At 72.2% G+C, this 15,532-nt stretch carries 17 protein-coding genes; 6 read left to right on the forward strand and 11 right to left on the reverse strand.

The genetic code is table 11. The features are described from left to right. Window positions 1–91: 91 nt before the first annotated feature. Window positions 92–1,270: a hypothetical protein gene (locus tag H9624_RS09225; RefSeq protein WP_251839601.1), complete on the reverse strand. Its 1,179-nt coding sequence runs from the start codon at window positions 1,268–1,270 to the stop codon at window positions 92–94. 91 nt (window positions 1,271–1,361) lie between these two features. After that, window positions 1,362–2,345, reverse strand: coding sequence for an NAD(P)/FAD-dependent oxidoreductase (locus H9624_RS09230; protein ID WP_251839602.1), 984 nt, complete (start codon window positions 2,343–2,345; stop codon window positions 1,362–1,364). Between the two features lie 85 nt (window positions 2,346–2,430). Between H9624_RS09230 and H9624_RS09235 the strand changes: the two genes are divergently transcribed. Both H9624_RS09235 and H9624_RS09240 read left to right on the forward strand, forming a co-directional pair. Then, on the forward strand, window positions 2,431–2,991 hold the full coding sequence (locus tag H9624_RS09235; protein ID WP_251839603.1) for a helix-turn-helix domain-containing protein: 561 nt from the start codon (window positions 2,431–2,433) through the stop codon (window positions 2,989–2,991). Window positions 2,992–3,187: 196 nt separating this feature from the next. Then, the gene (locus H9624_RS09240) at window positions 3,188–4,822 is read left to right on the forward strand and encodes a catalase (RefSeq protein ID WP_251839604.1); all 1,635 of its coding nucleotides are present in this window, start codon (window positions 3,188–3,190) and stop codon (window positions 4,820–4,822) included. A gap of 54 nt (window positions 4,823–4,876) precedes the next feature. On the opposite strand, the gene H9624_RS09245 is transcribed toward H9624_RS09240, so the two are convergent. From H9624_RS09245 to H9624_RS09260, 4 genes are all read right to left on the reverse strand, one after another. Continuing rightward, window positions 4,877–5,758 carry a polysaccharide deacetylase family protein gene (locus H9624_RS09245; protein ID WP_251839605.1) on the reverse strand — a complete coding sequence of 294 codons (882 nt, stop codon included), beginning with the start codon at window positions 5,756–5,758 and terminating at the stop codon, window positions 4,877–4,879. Between the two features lie 23 nt (window positions 5,759–5,781). Further along, on the reverse strand, window positions 5,782–7,224 hold the full coding sequence (locus H9624_RS09250; RefSeq protein WP_251839606.1) for a purine-cytosine permease family protein: 1,443 nt from the start codon (window positions 7,222–7,224) through the stop codon (window positions 5,782–5,784). A 93-nt stretch (window positions 7,225–7,317) separates the two neighbouring features. Beyond that, window positions 7,318–8,325, reverse strand: coding sequence for a cation efflux transmembrane domain-containing protein (locus H9624_RS09255; protein WP_251839607.1), 1,008 nt, complete (start codon window positions 8,323–8,325; stop codon window positions 7,318–7,320). Beyond that, entirely contained in the window at window positions 8,322–8,792 is a 471-nt protein-coding gene (locus H9624_RS09260) for a transporter substrate-binding domain-containing protein (protein WP_251839608.1), read from the reverse strand. The genes H9624_RS09255 and H9624_RS09260 overlap by 4 nt, the downstream gene beginning before the upstream one ends. Window positions 8,793–8,910: 118 nt before the next feature. On the opposite strand from H9624_RS09260, the gene H9624_RS09265 reads away from it, so the two are divergent. From H9624_RS09265 to H9624_RS09275, 3 genes are all read left to right on the forward strand, one after another. Beyond that, window positions 8,911–9,480, forward strand: a complete 570-nt coding sequence (locus H9624_RS09265) for a TetR/AcrR family transcriptional regulator (protein ID WP_251839609.1) — start codon at window positions 8,911–8,913, stop codon at window positions 9,478–9,480. Then, on the forward strand, window positions 9,459–10,169 hold the full coding sequence (locus H9624_RS09270; protein WP_251839610.1) for an ABC transporter ATP-binding protein: 711 nt from the start codon (window positions 9,459–9,461) through the stop codon (window positions 10,167–10,169). Before H9624_RS09265 ends, H9624_RS09270 begins: the two co-directional genes overlap by 22 nt. A gap of 337 nt (window positions 10,170–10,506) precedes the next feature. Next, a complete protein-coding gene (locus tag H9624_RS09275) occupies window positions 10,507–10,917 on the forward strand; it encodes a hypothetical protein (protein ID WP_251839611.1) in 411 nt (136 codons plus the stop codon). Between the two features lie 23 nt (window positions 10,918–10,940). Here the strand turns inward: H9624_RS09275 and H9624_RS16885 are convergent, their stop codons facing one another. The 3 genes from H9624_RS16885 to H9624_RS09290 all read right to left on the reverse strand — a co-directional run bounded on the left by H9624_RS16885 (window position 10,941) and on the right by H9624_RS09290 (window position 13,380). After that, on the reverse strand, window positions 10,941–11,918 hold the full coding sequence (locus H9624_RS16885; RefSeq protein WP_504740250.1) for a diacylglycerol/lipid kinase family protein: 978 nt from the start codon (window positions 11,916–11,918) through the stop codon (window positions 10,941–10,943). A 119-nt stretch (window positions 11,919–12,037) separates the two neighbouring features. Continuing rightward, on the reverse strand, window positions 12,038–12,625 hold the full coding sequence (locus H9624_RS09285) for a tetratricopeptide repeat protein (protein WP_251839613.1): 588 nt from the start codon (window positions 12,623–12,625) through the stop codon (window positions 12,038–12,040). Between the two features lie 56 nt (window positions 12,626–12,681). Then, window positions 12,682–13,380, reverse strand: coding sequence for a helix-turn-helix transcriptional regulator (locus tag H9624_RS09290; protein WP_307784950.1), 699 nt, complete (start codon window positions 13,378–13,380; stop codon window positions 12,682–12,684). A 73-nt stretch (window positions 13,381–13,453) separates the two neighbouring features. Here H9624_RS09290 and H9624_RS09295 point away from each other — a divergent pair, with 73 nt between their 5' ends. After that, window positions 13,454–14,197, forward strand: coding sequence for an alpha/beta fold hydrolase (locus H9624_RS09295; RefSeq protein WP_251839614.1), 744 nt, complete (start codon window positions 13,454–13,456; stop codon window positions 14,195–14,197). Between the two features lie 2 nt (window positions 14,198–14,199). Here H9624_RS09295 and H9624_RS09300 read toward each other — a convergent pair whose 3' ends face one another. Continuing rightward, a complete protein-coding gene (locus H9624_RS09300) occupies window positions 14,200–14,706 on the reverse strand; it encodes a mycothiol transferase (protein WP_251839615.1) in 507 nt (168 codons plus the stop codon). Next, window positions 14,703–15,532: ABC transporter substrate-binding protein (locus H9624_RS09305; protein ID WP_251839616.1), on the reverse strand; the 830-nt coding region annotated here is incomplete at its 5' end. The genes H9624_RS09300 and H9624_RS09305, both read right to left, overlap by 4 nt.

Raw genomic sequence — 15,532 nt, forward strand, 5'->3', positions numbered from 1 at the left:
GACGGCGTCCCGGACGGGTGAGTGCCCGAACCGCCACCCACCCGCCGCTCGTCGTCGTGCGTGTGCGCAGCGCGGCAGGTCCCCTGACCCCTCACCACTCCGCCAGACCGGTGACCTGGAAGAACGGGTTGTAGCCGCGGTGCCACTGGTAGTGCACCGACAGGTAGAACGCGCCGGTCGCGTAGTCGTAGACGAACCTGCTCACGTCGGTGCTCGGTCCTGCGAACTCGATGTACGGGTAGAGCTGCCCCGCGTCCGCCATGGCGTACGCGCCCCAGTGCAGCGCCATCCGCGCGCGACTGGCCGGTACCCCGCCGAGTGTCCTGAAGATGAGTGCCGCCACGACATGCCTCGACACGGGTGTGAGCTCGTCGCCCGCCTGCAAGTGTGCACCGAGCACCGGCGGAGCCGCGGCGAGGACGCCGTTCTCGAGGTTCGCGAACGTCATGGGCAGTAGCGGCACCGACGCAGGCAACCACCCCGACATGTTGGTGTGAGTGCTGCGGATGGAGTCCATCCCGATCGACGCCTGGTTCGCCAGCCCCCTGACGAGCGGGAAGCGGGGGAGCTGGAGCCCCGTCGCGATCAGGGCCTGGTTCCGCGCCCTGACCAGCCCGGCGATGAGCGTGGTGGGCCCTTGGAGTGGACCCGGAAGCTGGCCGACGGCGATGACGTTCGGTGCCCCCTTCGCCTGTGAGGTCGTCGTCGCGTTCCGGAGGAGCGACTCGAAGGCGTCCCCGGAAGACTTCTTGATCGTGAACGACGTCGCGGAGAGCGCGCTGTGGACCGCCGTCGTCAACCGGTCCTGCTCGGCCGTGCTCAGCCCCTGCTTGCCCCTGATGTGGGCGCTGACGCGGGGTGCGAGCCCGGGCACGTCCGGGGCGGAGAGGTTCGGGGCGGTGTCGGTGACCGCCTTGAGGGTGGTCGCCAGCGTGCGGCGCTTCCTGGCGTCGGCGATGACGGCGTTGCCCGGCGGCACCGGAACAGCCTTCTCCGCCAGGTAGGGCCCCAGGTGCTCCTTGAGCTCGGGCGTCCTCACCTGCCAGTCGACGTACTCGTTGACGTCGGGCGTGTAGTCGACGTGAGTGACCTCGATCAGGCGCTGAATGGCGGCCGGTCCGCCGCCACCTCTCAGCAGCGCCGAGACGGCGCGGTTGCCGGCGGCCGCCTGGAGTCCCGCCAGCCCTCGGTGATCGCGTCCGGTGCTGGAGCCCGTCCCTGGTGAGCGGGGCTCCCGGGCCTCGGCGCGGGTGAGGGCGTGGTCTGTCATGGTTGACACCCTGGGTGCCGGCCTCGGCCTCGGGTAGCACGAGAGGGCAGCCGGACGGGCGCGGATGGACTGCCTTCCCGACGGGTGTCCCTCAGGCCACGACCGCACGTGCCGCGACGGCCGCACCGGCGTCCGCCATCACGAGGTGGGCGTTGATGTGCGCCCCGGCCATCGCGCCCGCCGCGGCCGAGGCCCCGACCTGCGCCATCGGCTCGGTGACGTTGCCGGCCACCCACACGCCCGGCACCTCGGTCGTGCCCGCCATGCCTGACACGACGCGCCGGCCCATGGCGCCGGGCAGCTCCTCCACGGGCAGGCCGAGCACCTCCAGCCCGTCCAGGCGGGGCTGGAGCGAGGTCCCCACCGCGAGGACGCGACGGTCCACCATGCCGCCGCCGGCGAGGAGGACCCCCGCGATGGCGCCGTCGGTGTCGGCGACGACCTCGGTGACCGGCTCCTCGACGACCCGCACGTCCAGCGCCTCGAGCCGGGCCCGCCCGTCGCCGTCGAGCTCGGTGCCGCGGGTGAAGTAGACGAGGTCGTCGGTGAGCTGACGGAAGAGCAGCGCCTGGTGCACGGACGCCGGCCCGACGGCGAGGATCCCGATCGGCTGGTCGCGCACCTCCCAGCCGTGGCAGTAGGGGCAGTGGACGACGCTGCGTCCCCAGTGGTCCGCCAGGCCGGGGACGTCGGGGAGCACGTCGCGTGCCCCGGTCGCCACGAGCAGGCGGCGTGCGGTGAGCTCGCGGCCGTCGGTGAGCGTGACGGTGAAGCGCGGGTCGCCGTCGGGGGACGGCTGCGCGGAGGTGGCTGCCGCGACCGTCCCGGTGACGACGGTGCCCCCGTACCCGCGCACCTCCTCGCGGCCGCGCCGGTAGAGCTCGGCGGGCGGCGTCCCGTCCAGGGCGAGCAGCCCGTGGACGGCCTCGGCGGGAGCGTTGCGCGGCGTCCCGCCGTCGATGACGACGACGGACCGGCGGGAGCGGGCGAGCATGAGCGCGCCGTTCAGCCCGGCGGCTCCACCGCCGATGACGACGACGTCGACGGTGCGGCTGGGAAGGGTGTCGGCAGACATGGGGTTCTCCTCGGTGTCGGGCCCAGGGAGGGGCGGGTGCTCCCACGCTAGGCATGGCTTGCGCACCTGGCATAGCATCATGCGTATGACGCATGACATTGGTGCTCTGGAGGGCCTCGTGCGCAAGCGCGTCCGCGCGCTACGGCTCGCGCACGGCTGGTCCCTCGACGAGCTCGCCCGGCGCGCCACCCTCAGCGCGTCGACGCTGTCCCGCATCGAGAACGGCCAGCGCCGTCTCGCGCTGGACCAGCTCGTCGCCCTGGCCCGAGCGCTGGACACGACCCTCGACCAGCTCGTCGCGAGCGACGTCGAGGACGTCGTCGTCAGTCCCGTCGTCGACCCTCACGGCTGGCGACGGTGGCCGGTACGGGCCCAGCCGGGGTTGAGCATCGTGCGCCAGCGGCTCACCGCGCCGCCCGACCCGGCCCGCGTGCGTGCCCACGCCGGCCAGGAGTGGCTCGTCGTCCTGTCCGGGACCGCCCTCCTCCTGCTCGGGGAGCGCCGCTACCGACTGGAGGAAGACCAGGCCGCCGAGTTCCCCACGATGCTCCCGCACGCGATCGGGGCCGATCGGGGACCGGTCGACATCCTCGCGATCTTCGACCGCGACGCCCGCCGGGACCACCAGCAGGCCGCCGGCGACTGAGGGCCGCGCGAGCGGTGCGCCCCGGCGCGTCTCAGCCCGTGGCAGCGGGTCCCGGCCGACGGGCGGGGCCGCGACGGGCGTGCCAGCCTGGAGCCTCACGTCCGTACAGCCAGGGGGCAGCGAGTCGGACCGTGGGGAACGGGCGTCGACCCGCGACCCCGCGCGGCGGTGCTCGAGCCCCGGAGAGGGATCAGCGATGACCGACGACGAGCAGCGCGACGAGCTCACCACCCGCCAGGGCCACCCCGTGGCCAACAACCAGCAGACCCGCACGGTGGGCTCGCGCGGCCCGGCGACCCTGGAGAACTACCAGTTCCTCGAGAAGATCTCCCACTTCGACCGGGAGCGGATCCCCGAGCGCGTGGTGCACGCCCGGGGCAAGGTCGCCTTCGGCTACTTCGAGGCCACCGGCCAGTGGGGCGACGAGCCGATCTCGAGGTACACCCGTGCCAAGCTGTTCCAGGAGGCCGGCAAGCGGACGCCGCTCGCGATCCGCTTCTCCACCGTCATCGGCGGGCGGGACTCCTCCGAGACGTCTCGCGACCCGCGCGGCTTCGCGATCAAGTTCTACACCGAGGACGGCAACTGGGACCTCGTCGGCAACAACCTCGGGGTCTTCTTCATCCGTGACGCCATCAAGTTCCCCGACGTCATCCACGCCCTCAAGCCCGACCCCGTGACCTTCCGCCAGGACCCGGCCCGCATCTTCGACTTCATGTCGCAGACGCCCGAGTCGATGCACATGCTCGTCAACCTCTTCTCCCCGCGGGGGATCCCGGCCACCTACCGCCACCAGCAGGGCTTCGGGGTCAACACCTACCGGTGGGTCAACGCCGACGGGGAGAGCGTCCTCGTCAAGTACCACTGGATGCCCCACCAGGACGTCCGCTCCCTCACCGAGGAGGACGCGGCGGCCATCCAGGCCCACGACACCGGGCACGCCTCCCTCGACCTGCACGAGGCCATCGACCGCGGTGACTACCCCAGGTGGGACCTGCTCGTGCAGATCATGTCCGACGACGAGCACCCCGAGCTGGGCTTCGACCCGCTCGACGACACCAAGGTGTGGCCCGAGAACGAGTTCCCGCCGCGGAAGGTCGGCACGATGGTGCTCGACGAGAACGTCACCGACCACCACACCCAGAACGAGCAGATCGCCTTCGGCACCGGCGTGCTCGTGGACGGCCTGGAGTTCTCCGACGACAAGATGCTCGTGGGCCGGACCTTCTCCTACTCCGACACCCAGCGCTACCGCGTGGGTCCGAACTACCTCCAGCTCCCGGTCAACTCCCCGAAGGCCCCGGTGCGCACCAACCAGCGTGACGGGCAGATGGCCTTCTACCAGGACCCCACGGGCAACCCGCACATCAACTACGAGCCCTCCCACGACGGCGGGCTGCGCGAGTCCACCATCCACGCACGCGAGGAGGAGGTCGGGCCCGAGCTGCGCGGCCGCCTCACCCGCGCCCAGCTGGAGCGCACGAACGACTACGAGCAGCCCGGTCAGCGTTTCCAGCTCATGGAGGAGTGGGAGCAGGACGACCTCGTCAAGAACTTCGTCGACAACATCGGCCAGGCCTCCCGCGGCGTCCAGGAGCGCATGGTCTGGCACCTCTTCATGTGCGACGACGAGCTCGGCCGCCGCGTGGGCGAGGGGCTGGGCATCACCGCCGACGACGTCCGTCACCTCCAGCCGCTGCCTCACCAGCGCCTGACGGAGGAGGAGCTCGAGCGGGCCCGCAACCTCGGCAGCAACGGGCCGCGTGACGTCACCGGCCTGCGGATGACGCACACCGTTCCCAACGCCCGCGGGCTGCCGACCGAGGCGTAGACGCAGCAGGGCCCGCGCTCCGAGGAGCGCGGGCCCTGCTGGTGTCAGGCGTGGTCAGCCGGAGAACGGCACCCGACGACGGAAGTCGGTGGCGACCTCGTCGAAGGTCAGCCACTCCACGCCGTCGTGGCCGGAGATGTAGTCGAAGATGCGCTCGAGCATGAGCAGCACCTGCGGCCGTCCGGAGACGTCGGGGTGGATCGTGAAGGGGAAGACGCCGTAGTCCATCTCGCGGTAGACCCAGTCGAACTGGTCCTTCCACAGCTGCTCGATGACCTGCGGGGCGACGAACCCGTGGGAGTTCGCGCTCGCCTTGACGAACATCATCGGGGGCAGGTCGTCGACGTACCAGTTCGCGGAGATCTCCACGAGGTCGACCTCACGCCCCCTGACGAGCGGCTTCATCCACTCGGCGGCGTCCTGGGAGTAGTCGACGTGCGTCCAGGTGTCACCGACCCGGGCGTAGTACGGGCTGAAGTCGTCGTAGCTCTGGGAGTTGTCGTACGAGAACCCGTTGTCGAGCAGGAGCTGAGCCGTGCGCTCGCTCATCTCCCACCACGGCGCTACGTAGCCCCGCGGCGCGCTGCCGGTGAGGTCCTTGACGAGCTCGACGGACCGCCCGAGGACGTCGGCCTCCTGCTGCGCGGTCATCGCGACCGGGTTCTCGTGGCTGTAGCCGTGGCAGCCGATCTCGAACCCGGCAGCCGCGACGTCCGCGATCTCCCGTGGGAAGGTCTCGATCGAGTGCCCGGGCACGAACCACGTGGCGGGCAGCCCGCGCTGCTCGAGCATGCGCCGCAGACGCGGCACGCCGACCTCCCCGGCGAACATGCCGCGCTGGATGTCGTTGGGTGAGTCCTGGCCGCCGTAGGAGCCGAGCCAGCCGGCCACCGCGTCGACGTGGACGCCGATGCAGACCTTGATGTCCTTGGCCATGAGTGAGTCCTTCCTGTCGTCCGTCAGCGTGCGGGGGTGCTCACGGGCTCGCCCGTCACGTCCTCCACGGGGCCGGAGGTCCGGCCGCGGAGCGCGTAGTGGAGCACGATGTGGAGGACCACGGTGATGATGAGCGCCGCGATGCCCGAGGAGAAGCCGAAGGGCAGCGGCCACGCGTACTGGAAGAGGAGACCGAGCGTCGCGCCGGCGAGGAAGGAGATGACGCCGGGCCACCGCAGCGCGGGCTGGCGGCGGTAGGACTCGGCGGTGAACTCGTTGCGGCGCAGGAGGTAGTAGTCGGCGAGGATCGGTCCGACGAGCGGGACGAAGGCGGCGCCGAGCACGGTGATGAAGTCGACGAAGAACAGCTGGTAGAAGGCGAGCGCGCCGAGCACCGTGCCGAGGACGCCGACGACGAGGACGATCTTCGTCCGCTTGACCCGCACGCCGAAGGCGTTGAGCGCCGGGCCTGTGTACAGGGAGTTGGAGTACAGCTCGGAGTTGTTCGTCGTCCACAGCGAGGTGGTCCACACGAGGACGCCGATGATGGCGAGGAGGATCCCGCGGTCGTACATCCAGTTGACGAAGTTGGAGTCGCCGGTCGACACGGCACCGATGTACCCGACGACGTTGAGGACCGGGTTGGTGAGGATGAAGCAGGCCCCGGCGCCGATGAGCACCGCACCGGCGTTCTTCGCGTAGCGCATGATGTCGGCGCCCATGATCGCGCCGGCGATCCACGCGCCGATGACGATCGTCACGCCGGAGCCGAAGCCGAGCCCGGACTGGGACGAGGCGGACTCGACCATCGCGCCCCACCCGCCGTTGTCCGCGAGCATCCCGGCGCCGACGCCGAGGGAGACGACGAGCACGAAGGGAGCGACGGGGATCGCGACCTTCTCGATCGCGGCGATGCCCCGGTAGGCGGTCCAGGTGAACAGCGCGCCGAAGGCGAGGCAGCTGAGGACGACCTCGAGGCTGACCGGGGCGACGTCGGGACGGCCCCACGACGCCGGGTCGATGACGGTGATCCCGCTCGGGTTGCCGAGCAGACCGCCCCAGATGTCGGCGATCATGCCGAGGATCGAGGCGAACCAGCCGAGGGTGAGCAGGGCCATGACGACCATCGGGACCGCGAAGCCCTTGCTCCCGTAGGAGAAGCGGGACAGCAGGGCGAGGTTGAAGCCGGTGCGCATCGCCGGGATGCCGAGCAGCACGGTGAGGGCGAAGAGGATGAGCTCACCGGTCGCGATGGTCGACATCGCGAGGCCGAAGGGCATGCCCGGGGCGCCGCCCTGTCCGGCGAGCTGGCCACCGACGACGAGGCCGGTGACGACGAAACCGAAACCGACCCAGATCATCGCGAGACCGAAGGTGCCACGACGGGCGGTCGGCGGCACCGGCTCGAGCATGTACTCCTCGTGGTCGTACCCGAGATCCTCGGGCGCCACAGCTGACTTACTCAACGCATCCTCCAAAGTTAAGCAAAGGCCACGTCACTACGTGGCAATCGCGGAGAATACTCCCTGCAGAGCGACAGGTGTGCCCGTCGTCCGCCGTCAGCGGTCGTGGTGCTCGGACTCGCCGCGCTCCGCAGCCACGGACGGCAGCAGCTGTTCCGGCAGCTCGGGGACCGGGACGAGGACGAGGTCGTCGATCTTCCAGTCGAGCTCGACGACGGCCCGGCGTGCGTCGGTGAGCTCCTCGAGCGTCGGCGTGTGCCCCTCGACGGGGACGACGAAGGACTCGACGTGGAAGACGTGGCCCTGGTCGCGGACGCGGGAGCGCGCCGTCGCCACCCAGGGCACCTCCTGGAGACGCTCGTCGATCCGCCCCACGAGCGGGTGCGGGTCGTGGCCGTCGTAGGTCTCCGCCCGCGCGTCCATGAGCGCGCTGATCGCCACGCGCATGTTGCTCACGCCGTCGTGGAGGATGCTGCCGGAGATGAAGAGGGCGGCGACGGCGTCGGCCCACCACAGTCCCAGCCCGATGCCGATGATGCCGATGATCGCGCCGGCCGCGGTCATCCAGTCGGCCTTGTTCATGTCGGCGTCGGCGTACAGGACGCGGTCGTGCAGGCTCTGCGCCAGCGGCATCTTGGCCCGGCCCAGCAGCACCGGCGGGATGCCCGTGTAGACGAGGACGGCGATCATCAACCACCCCGACCACACGACCTGCCCACCGATCTCGATGAGCCCGACCGGTGGGTGCTCGGCCTTGACGAGCCCCGAGGCGGAGTCGAAGACGAGGAAGGCGCCCATGGCGAGCAGTGCGGTCGCCGCGACGAGGTGCCCGATGCCGACCGCCCGGTGGTAGCCGTAGGGGTGCTCGGGCGTGGGGCGCTTGCGCGTGCGGTGCACGGCGAGGAGGAAGGCGATCGGCGGGATGAAGGACAGCAGGTCCTCGGCCCACGCCGCCTTCATCGCCTGCGAGCTGCCCATCGCGAGGTAGACGGCGGTGACCGCGGTGACGAGGAAGGCGATGGTCAGCCACGCCAGCCGCACCGCGCGGCGCAGGTGGACCTCCTGCTCCTCGGGGAGCTCGGTCTGCCCGAACGAGATGCTCACAGGTCCTTCTCCAGGAGGAAGCCCTCGAGCTCGACGAGGAACGCGTTCTCGCCCATGGGCGCCGCCATGACGTGCAGCTCCTTCGCGCCGTCGGGACCGGTGGTCTCGGTGTACCGGTAGGTGAGAGCGGCCTTCTCCGCCCACGGGGACCTCGCGGTGAGACCACCGATGACGAGGTCGAGCTCGCCGCGCTCGAGCTGGCCGATGAGCTCCTCCTCACCGCCCGTCGCCCACTGCACCTCCGAGTCGATCGTGCTCGCGAACTCCTCGACGAGCTCCACCTCGGTGCCGGCCGGCTCGCCGTCGGGCCCGTCCGGCAGGTCGGTCCACGGCGGACTGGGGGAGACCCCTACCCGCAGGATCCCGCCGGTCACCCGGTCCAGGGTGTCGTCAGGGTCGCTGGGGATGGTGGCCGAGCACGCAGTCAGGGCCACCAGCAGCACCAGGGTCGGGATCGTTCTCCTCACGATGTCAGTCAACCCCAGAACCTCGCGGGCGCAACCGACCCGTCTCCCTGCTCGTCGCGGCGACTCCTGGAGGGACGGGTCGTTGCCCGGGGTTGATGTTAGTCGCTAACATTTCAGCGTGGACCGATGGAGACGCACGCACGGCGCCCTGCAGCGCGCGGCGCTGGAGCTGTTCGCGGAGCAGGGCTACGACGCGACCACGGTCACCCAGATCGCCCGCCGGGCCGGGGTGAGCGAGATGAGCCTGTTCCGTCACTTCGCCACCAAGGACGCACTCGTCCTCGACGACCCCTTCGACCCGCTCATCGGGGAGGCGGTCGTGGCGCGGCCGGCCGACGAGGCTCCGATGCGGGCCGTCGTCGAGGCGGTCCGGGAGACGTTGGCCGGCCGGAGTGAGGAGGTGGTGCCCGTGCTGCGGCAGCGGCTGCGCATCGTCGCCGAGGCGCAGAGTCTGGACGGGGCGCTCGAGCGCAACAGCGCCGCGACGGCCGCCGTCATCGCCGACTCCCTCGTGTCCCGCGGTGTCGAGCGCGACGCGGCCCGGGTGGTGGCTGCCGCCGTGATCGCCGGCCTGAGTGCGGCCCTGCTCGAGTGGGCCGGCCGCGGCGACCGCCGGCTCGACCAGGCGCTCAACGAGGCGCTCGACGTGCTCGGAGGTGCATCGGCGTGCTCCGGCTCGACGACGTGAGCTGCCGGTTCGGGGACGTCCGCGGACTCGCCGGCGTCACCCTCGACGTCCCCGCGGGGCAGATCGTCGCGCTGGTCGGGATGAACGGGGCGGGCAAGACGACGCTCATGCGGCTCGCGCTCGGGATGCTGCGGCCCGAGGCGGGCACGGTGCGGCTGTTCGGCCACCCGCTCGCGACGATGCCCGTGACGCAGTGGCGCCACGTCGGTGCGTTCGTCGAGGTCCCGCTCGCCTACCCGGAGCTCACCGTCCGGGAGAACCTGCGGATCGCGGGGCTGCTGCGGGGCACCGAGCAGGCCCGCGTGGCGGAGGCGCTCGACGCGTGGCGACTCGGCCCGGTCGCCGACCGCCGCTACCGCCGCCTGTCCCTGGGGAACAAGCAGCGTGTCGGGCTCGCCGCGGCGCTCCAGCACGACCCGCGGCTCGTCATCCTCGACGAGCCGACCAACGCGCTCGACCCGGCCTCGGTCATCGTGCTGCGTGAGTACCTCGTGCGGCGTGCGCGGGACGGCGCAGCGGTCCTCGTCAGCAGTCACCACCTGGACGAGGTGGCGCGCATCGCCGACCGCATCGTCGTCGTCAACGCCGGCCGCCTCATCGGTGAGCTCGACCCCGCGGCACCCGCCCTCGAGCGGCTCTTCTTCGCCCAGGTCCTCGCGGACGACGCGCAGCGGGAGGAGCAGGCATGAGTGCGGCAGTGCGCAGCGAGGCGCTCAAGCTCGTCAGGTCACCGGTCGGCACCATCGCCACCCTCGCCCTCGTGGTGGGAACGCTCGTCCTCCTCGGCGGGATCACCGCGGCACTGGCCAGCGGGAACCCCGAGCTCACGGCCAAGGTGGGGGTGGGCGCCACCCTGGACTGGGCGGGGCTGCTCGCCTCGGCCGCCCAGATCACCTCCGCCGGTGGCCTGCTGGGCAGCGGCGTCGTCCTCGCCTGGCTGTTCGGCCGCGAGTTCACCGACGGCACGGTCGTCGCACTCTTCGCCCTGCCGGTGGGCGCGGCCGCATCGCGCTCGGCAAGCTCGCCGTGTACGCGGTCTGGCTGGTGGGCGTCAACGCCGCCCTCACCGTCGGGCTGCTCGTGCTGGGATCGGCGCTCGGCTACGGCGCGCCGTCGGCCGACACGTGGGCGGCGCTGGGGCGTCAGCTGGTCCTCGGGGTGCTGGCCGGTGCCAATGCCACGCCGGTGGCGTGGGTGGCGACGCTGACCCGCTCCCTCCTGGCCGGCGTCGGTGGTGCCATCGGCCTGGTGGTCGTCACCCAGGTGGGCGTGCTGGCAGGTGCTGGTGGGTGGCTCCCGCTCGCCGCGCCGGCGCTGTGGGCGATGAGCGGGGGCTCCGCCGTCACCGTCGTCCAGCTCGGCCTCACGCTCGCCGTGGCGCTCGCCTTCGCCGGCTGGACGGCCGCGAGCTGGCAGCGGATGCAGGTGGTCCGCTAACCGTGGTGCCCAGAGGCGCCGCGCTACGGCCCCTTCGGTGAGCCCTCCGCGAGGTCCGGGCTGCGGTCGGGCTGGTAGACGCACAGCCACAGCGCACCGGGCCGCACGGTCGCCGTGAGGGTACGGCGCGGTTCGATGACGTCGCCGTCGAGCTCGCAGGGCTGCTCCCGGTCGCTGGTGACCGTGATGCGTGAGCCCCGGAGCACCTCCATCCGGCGCACGTGGTCGCGCCGGCGCAGGACGCCCCAGGCGAGAGCCACCCAGTCGGAGAGGTGGCGGGGGCTGAGGACGGCGACGTCGAGCTGACCGTTGTCGGGCTCGGCGTCGGCGAGGAGGCGGACGCCGCCCTGCAGGCGGCCGACGTTGCCGATGACGACGGTGCGGGCGCGCCGCCGGAGGGGTGGGTCGTCGTCGACGCGGATCTCCACGCGCATCGGACGGTCACGCAGGTGCTTGAGCGCGGAGAGGACGTAGGCGGGTGAGCCGATGCGGGCCTTGAGGGTGGTCGAGGCGTCGTCGAGGAGCTTCGCGTCGAAGCCCATACCGGCCATGACGGCGAAGGCCTGGCCCTCGACCTCGCCCAGGTCGAGGAGGTGGCGGCCGCGGTCGACGGCGAGCCGGACCCCCTCGGTGGGCTCGTCAGGAAGACCGAGGTTGGCCGCCAGCAGGTTGCCGGTGCCGGCCGGCAGCACCGCGAGCGCGGTCTCCGTGCCGGCGAGGCCCTCGATGCACGAGCGGACGGTCCCGTCCCCACCGCTGACGAAGACCACGTCCGCGCCCTCGTCGACCGCCTGGCGGGCCTGTCCCGCGCCCGGGTCCTCCGGGGTCGTCTCCAGCCACATCGGGGCCGGCCAGCCCGCCTCGGCGAGGGCCGTCTCGATGGTGGTGCGCAGCTCGTCGAGGTTCTCCACCCGGACCGGGTTGACGACGACCGCCGTCCGGAGCGGGCCGCCGCGCTCGACACGCTGCCGGTCGGCGGGCTCAGCGCTGCCGCTCGGCACCTGGGTGCGCGTCGGGTCGAGCGGCTGAGCCTGGGGGGTGTGGGTCACGTCGTCAGTATGTGCGTTGACGGATGCCGGTGCCTGACGGGCAGAGGACGCCTGGGGTGGTCAGGGCCTCGTCAGCGCGGCCGGTGCTCCTCCTGGGTGCGGTCGAGCCGCTCGTCCATCCCGATGCCGACGAGGTCGTACTCGTCCGGCTCCTGGCCCGCGCGCTCGCGGATACGCCAGCGCATGAGGCAGAGCATCGCGAAGTCGGTGTCCGAGAACCGCGCTCCCTCCTCGTGGACGCGGATGCCGCGGGAGACCCAGCCCAGGGCGCGCCGGTCGTCACCGTGGTCGGCCCACACGTCGGCCATGTACTCGTAGGTCGCCGCGTCCGCCGGGCGGCTCCGGCGCAGCTCGGTGTCCAGGGCGAGCGCCTCCTCGGTGTCGCCGCGCTCGAGCCGCAGGGCCATGAGGTGGGAGCGCGGGTCCAGCTCGCTGAACCCCTCGGCCCGGGCCGCCCGGCGGTAGACGGCCTCGGCGGCCTCCGGGTCCCCGGCGAGCTCGAGCTGCTCCCCGGCCGCGGTGAGCAGCTCGCGGGGGGAGAGCTCGTCCTGCGGATGGGGGGTGTCGCCCCACTCGGCGAGCTGCTCCGCGACGCGGCGGTGGTCGGGCGTGGAGAACTCGAGCTCGTCGACGGCGTCCTCGGTGATCGGTGCGCGCATGCCCCCGAGTCTAGGGAGCGGGCTGCGCAAGGCGTGTGGAAAAGCCTGTGAGTCGCTCACTCGCCCCGGCCGTGCACGGGCCTGGCGCTCGCCGGCGGCTCCCCGACCTCCGCGACGGTGTGGCCGCTGCACGCCGCCCTGGTGACGCTGGCGCGCTCGATGCGGGACACGACGAACCACCGCATGGCGTCACGCAGCCGGCACCACCCCACGAGGTACCACTGGCCGTTCCTCGAGGCGAAGAGCACGGGCTCGACGTCTCGGGTGGTCGTGGCCCCGTCCCCCGCGGTGTAGCGGATGCGGACCGCTCGCTGCTCGGCCATCGCCTCCTCCAGCGCGGACCTGACGGCGCGTGAGGACAAGGGCGGCCCGTCGACCCAGACGCGGCCCGCCAGCTCCTGCGCCTGTGCTCGGGTCCGGGGATCGAGGACGTCGAGGACCTTCTGGATCCCGGCTGCGGCAAGGTCGGCGTAGGGGGCGTCGGGGGCGGCGGACACCGCCGCCATGAGCGCCACCGCCTGCGCCGGGGACAGGCTGACGGGCGGCAGGGACGCGCCCGCGGCCAGGCCGTAGCCGCCGCCCGGACCGGGGCGCGACCAGACGGGCACGCCGCTGGTGTCGAGGGCCGCGAGGTCCCTCTTGACCGTGCGCACGGAGACGCCGAACTCCCGTGCCAGCCGCTCGGCGGAGCAGCCCCGCGACCCGCTCCTGCGCAGCATCTCGGACACGGCGTGGAGTCGTTCGGCCCGTCTCACCGCGCGCGCCGACCCCTATTCATGACACAGATGGTGACATACCGCTGTCCGCCGCGTCTGGGAACGTCGAGGCATGACAACGACGACGACGACCAGCTCGCCCATCATCCTCATCGCCGGCCACTGGCTGGGCGCGTGGGCGTGGGAGGACGTCCTGGACCACCTGGCCACCGACCGCTCCCGCACCGTCGCCATGACGCTGCCGGGTCTCGACGCCGACGACCCGGAGCGCGCGACGAGGACGCTCGAGGACCAGGTCGCGGCGGTCCTCGACGTCCTCGCTCGCCTCGGCGCGTCCGCGGAGGAGCCCGCGACCATCGTCGCGCACAGCGGGGCCAACGGTCCCGTCAGCCTCGTCCTCGACCGCCGCCCCGAGCTCGTGCACCGGGTGGTGTGGGTCGACTCCGGTCCCGTGGCGACGGGAAGCGCCTTCGCCCCGGACCTCCCCGAGGGGCTGGAGGAGCTCCCGCTGCCGTCCCTCGACCTCCTCGCGCAGCAGGCGAGCCTCGACGGCCTCAGCGCGGAGGTGCTCGAGCGGTTCCGGGCACGCGCCGTCCCCGAGCCCGGCCCGGTGCTCCGTCAGCCGGTCGTGCTCACGAACGACGCCCGCCGCAGCGTCGAGACCACCCTGGTGTGCTGCTCGATCCCGGGCGCGCAGGTGCTCGAGCTGGCCCGCGACGGCCATGCCATGTTCGCGGAGGTCACCACCCTCGAGCACCTCGACGTCGTCGACCTCCCCACGGGGCACTGGCCCATGTGGAGCCGCCCCCGCGACCTCGCCGAGGTGATCCGCTCGGCAGCCGCTCGGACGAGCTGAGCTCAGCCCCGCTCGAGCACGCCGCGGACGAAGGCCGCCTGGCCGGCGTGCTCGAGGCAGTCGTCGACGACGCTGACGAGGCGCACCCCGAGGGTGACGGGCGGGTCCCAGGCCTCGTCGACGACGCGGTCGAGGTCCTCGTCGCGCAGCCCGCGCAGGAACGCCAGCGTCTGCTCGTGGACGGCGTCGTGGTACGCGAGGACGAGCTCGGCGTCGAAGCCGCGGACCGCGCCGACCTCCTCGGAGCTGTGCCCGTAGCCGATGCCGCTCACGGGCAGGTCGAAGCGCGCGTCCCAGCCCTCGGCGGTCCACAGCTCCTCCCGGCCGGCGACGCCGGCGACGTGGTCGTCCTGCACCCGGGTGAGGTGCCACAGCAGCCACCCGATGGAGTTCGCGTCCGGGTCCAGGCGGGCGGCGAGGGTGTCCGCGTCCAGGCCCTCCCCGGCCCGGTGGACGGCCTCCTTGACCCGCGAGTACGCGTCGAGGAGGAGCTCGGTGGCGGCGCTCACGAGGCCCCTCCGAGGAGGCCCTGCTCGGTGAGCCAGTCGGTGGCGATGGTGGCGGAGTCGAGCTGCTCGCCCACGCTGCGGGCGTTGAGCGCGATGAGCTCCTCGGTGGTGAGGGCGGCGCTCACCGGGTCGAGGACCGGCGCGAGCTCCTCGGCGCGGTCGGCCGCGACGAGCGGGACGACGTTCTGCGCGAGGATCATGCTCTCCGGGTCCTCGAGGGTGACGAAGTCGCCCGAGGCGAGGTCCGGGTCGGCGGTGTAGATGTCGCCCATCGTGATGGTGCCGTCGCGGATCGCGTCCTTGGTGAGCGGGCCGCCGCTGTCACCGATCGCGAGGAACTCCACGTCCACGCCGTAGAACTCCCGCAGCCCCTCGGGGCCGTAGGGCCGGCTCTCCAGCTCGGCGTTGCCACCGACGGTGATCTCCCCGCCGAACCCGGCGAGGTCGGTGAGACTCGTGATGCCGTTCTCCTCGGAGAACTCCGCGGTGACGTTGTAGGAGTCGGCGTCCTGCGCCTCGGCGTAGTCGAGGACGGTGAGGCCCTCGGGCAGCGCGTCCGGCAGGGCCGCGGCGACGTCCTCGGAGCTGCGTGCCTCGGTGTCGGGCACGTAGAACTGCAGGAGGTTGCCGGTGTACTCGGGCAGCACGTGCACCTCCCCGCCCTCGAGGGCCTGGAGGTAGACGTCGCGCTGACCGATCTGGAACTGGCGGGTGACGTCCACGCCCGCGTCCTCGAGCACCTGGGCGTAGATCTCGGCGACGATCTCGTTGGAGTAGTAGGCCTGGGAGCCGACGACGACGGCGGCGGCGCCGTCCGCCGTCGTCG

Source organism: Oceanitalea stevensii (assembly GCF_014837105.1).
GTDB classification, from domain to species: Bacteria; Actinomycetota; Actinomycetes; order Actinomycetales; family Actinomycetaceae; genus Oceanitalea; species Oceanitalea stevensii.

Coding starts and splice junctions, on each gene's coding strand:
- H9624_RS09225 (WP_251839601.1), bottom strand. CDS start 1,270: ATGACAGACCACGCCCTCACCCGCGCCGAGGCCCGGGAGCCCCGCTCA.
- H9624_RS09230 (WP_251839602.1), bottom strand. CDS start 2,345: ATGTCTGCCGACACCCTTCCCAGCCGCACCGTCGACGTCGTCGTCATC.
- H9624_RS09240 (WP_251839604.1), top strand. CDS start 3,188: ATGACCGACGACGAGCAGCGCGACGAGCTCACCACCCGCCAGGGCCAC.
- H9624_RS09235 (WP_251839603.1), top strand. CDS start 2,431: ATGACGCATGACATTGGTGCTCTGGAGGGCCTCGTGCGCAAGCGCGTC.
- H9624_RS09285 (WP_251839613.1), bottom strand. CDS start 12,625: ATGCGCGCACCGATCACCGAGGACGCCGTCGACGAGCTCGAGTTCTCC.
- H9624_RS09295 (WP_251839614.1), top strand. CDS start 13,454: ATGACAACGACGACGACGACCAGCTCGCCCATCATCCTCATCGCCGGC.
- H9624_RS09245 (WP_251839605.1), bottom strand. CDS start 5,758: ATGGCCAAGGACATCAAGGTCTGCATCGGCGTCCACGTCGACGCGGTG.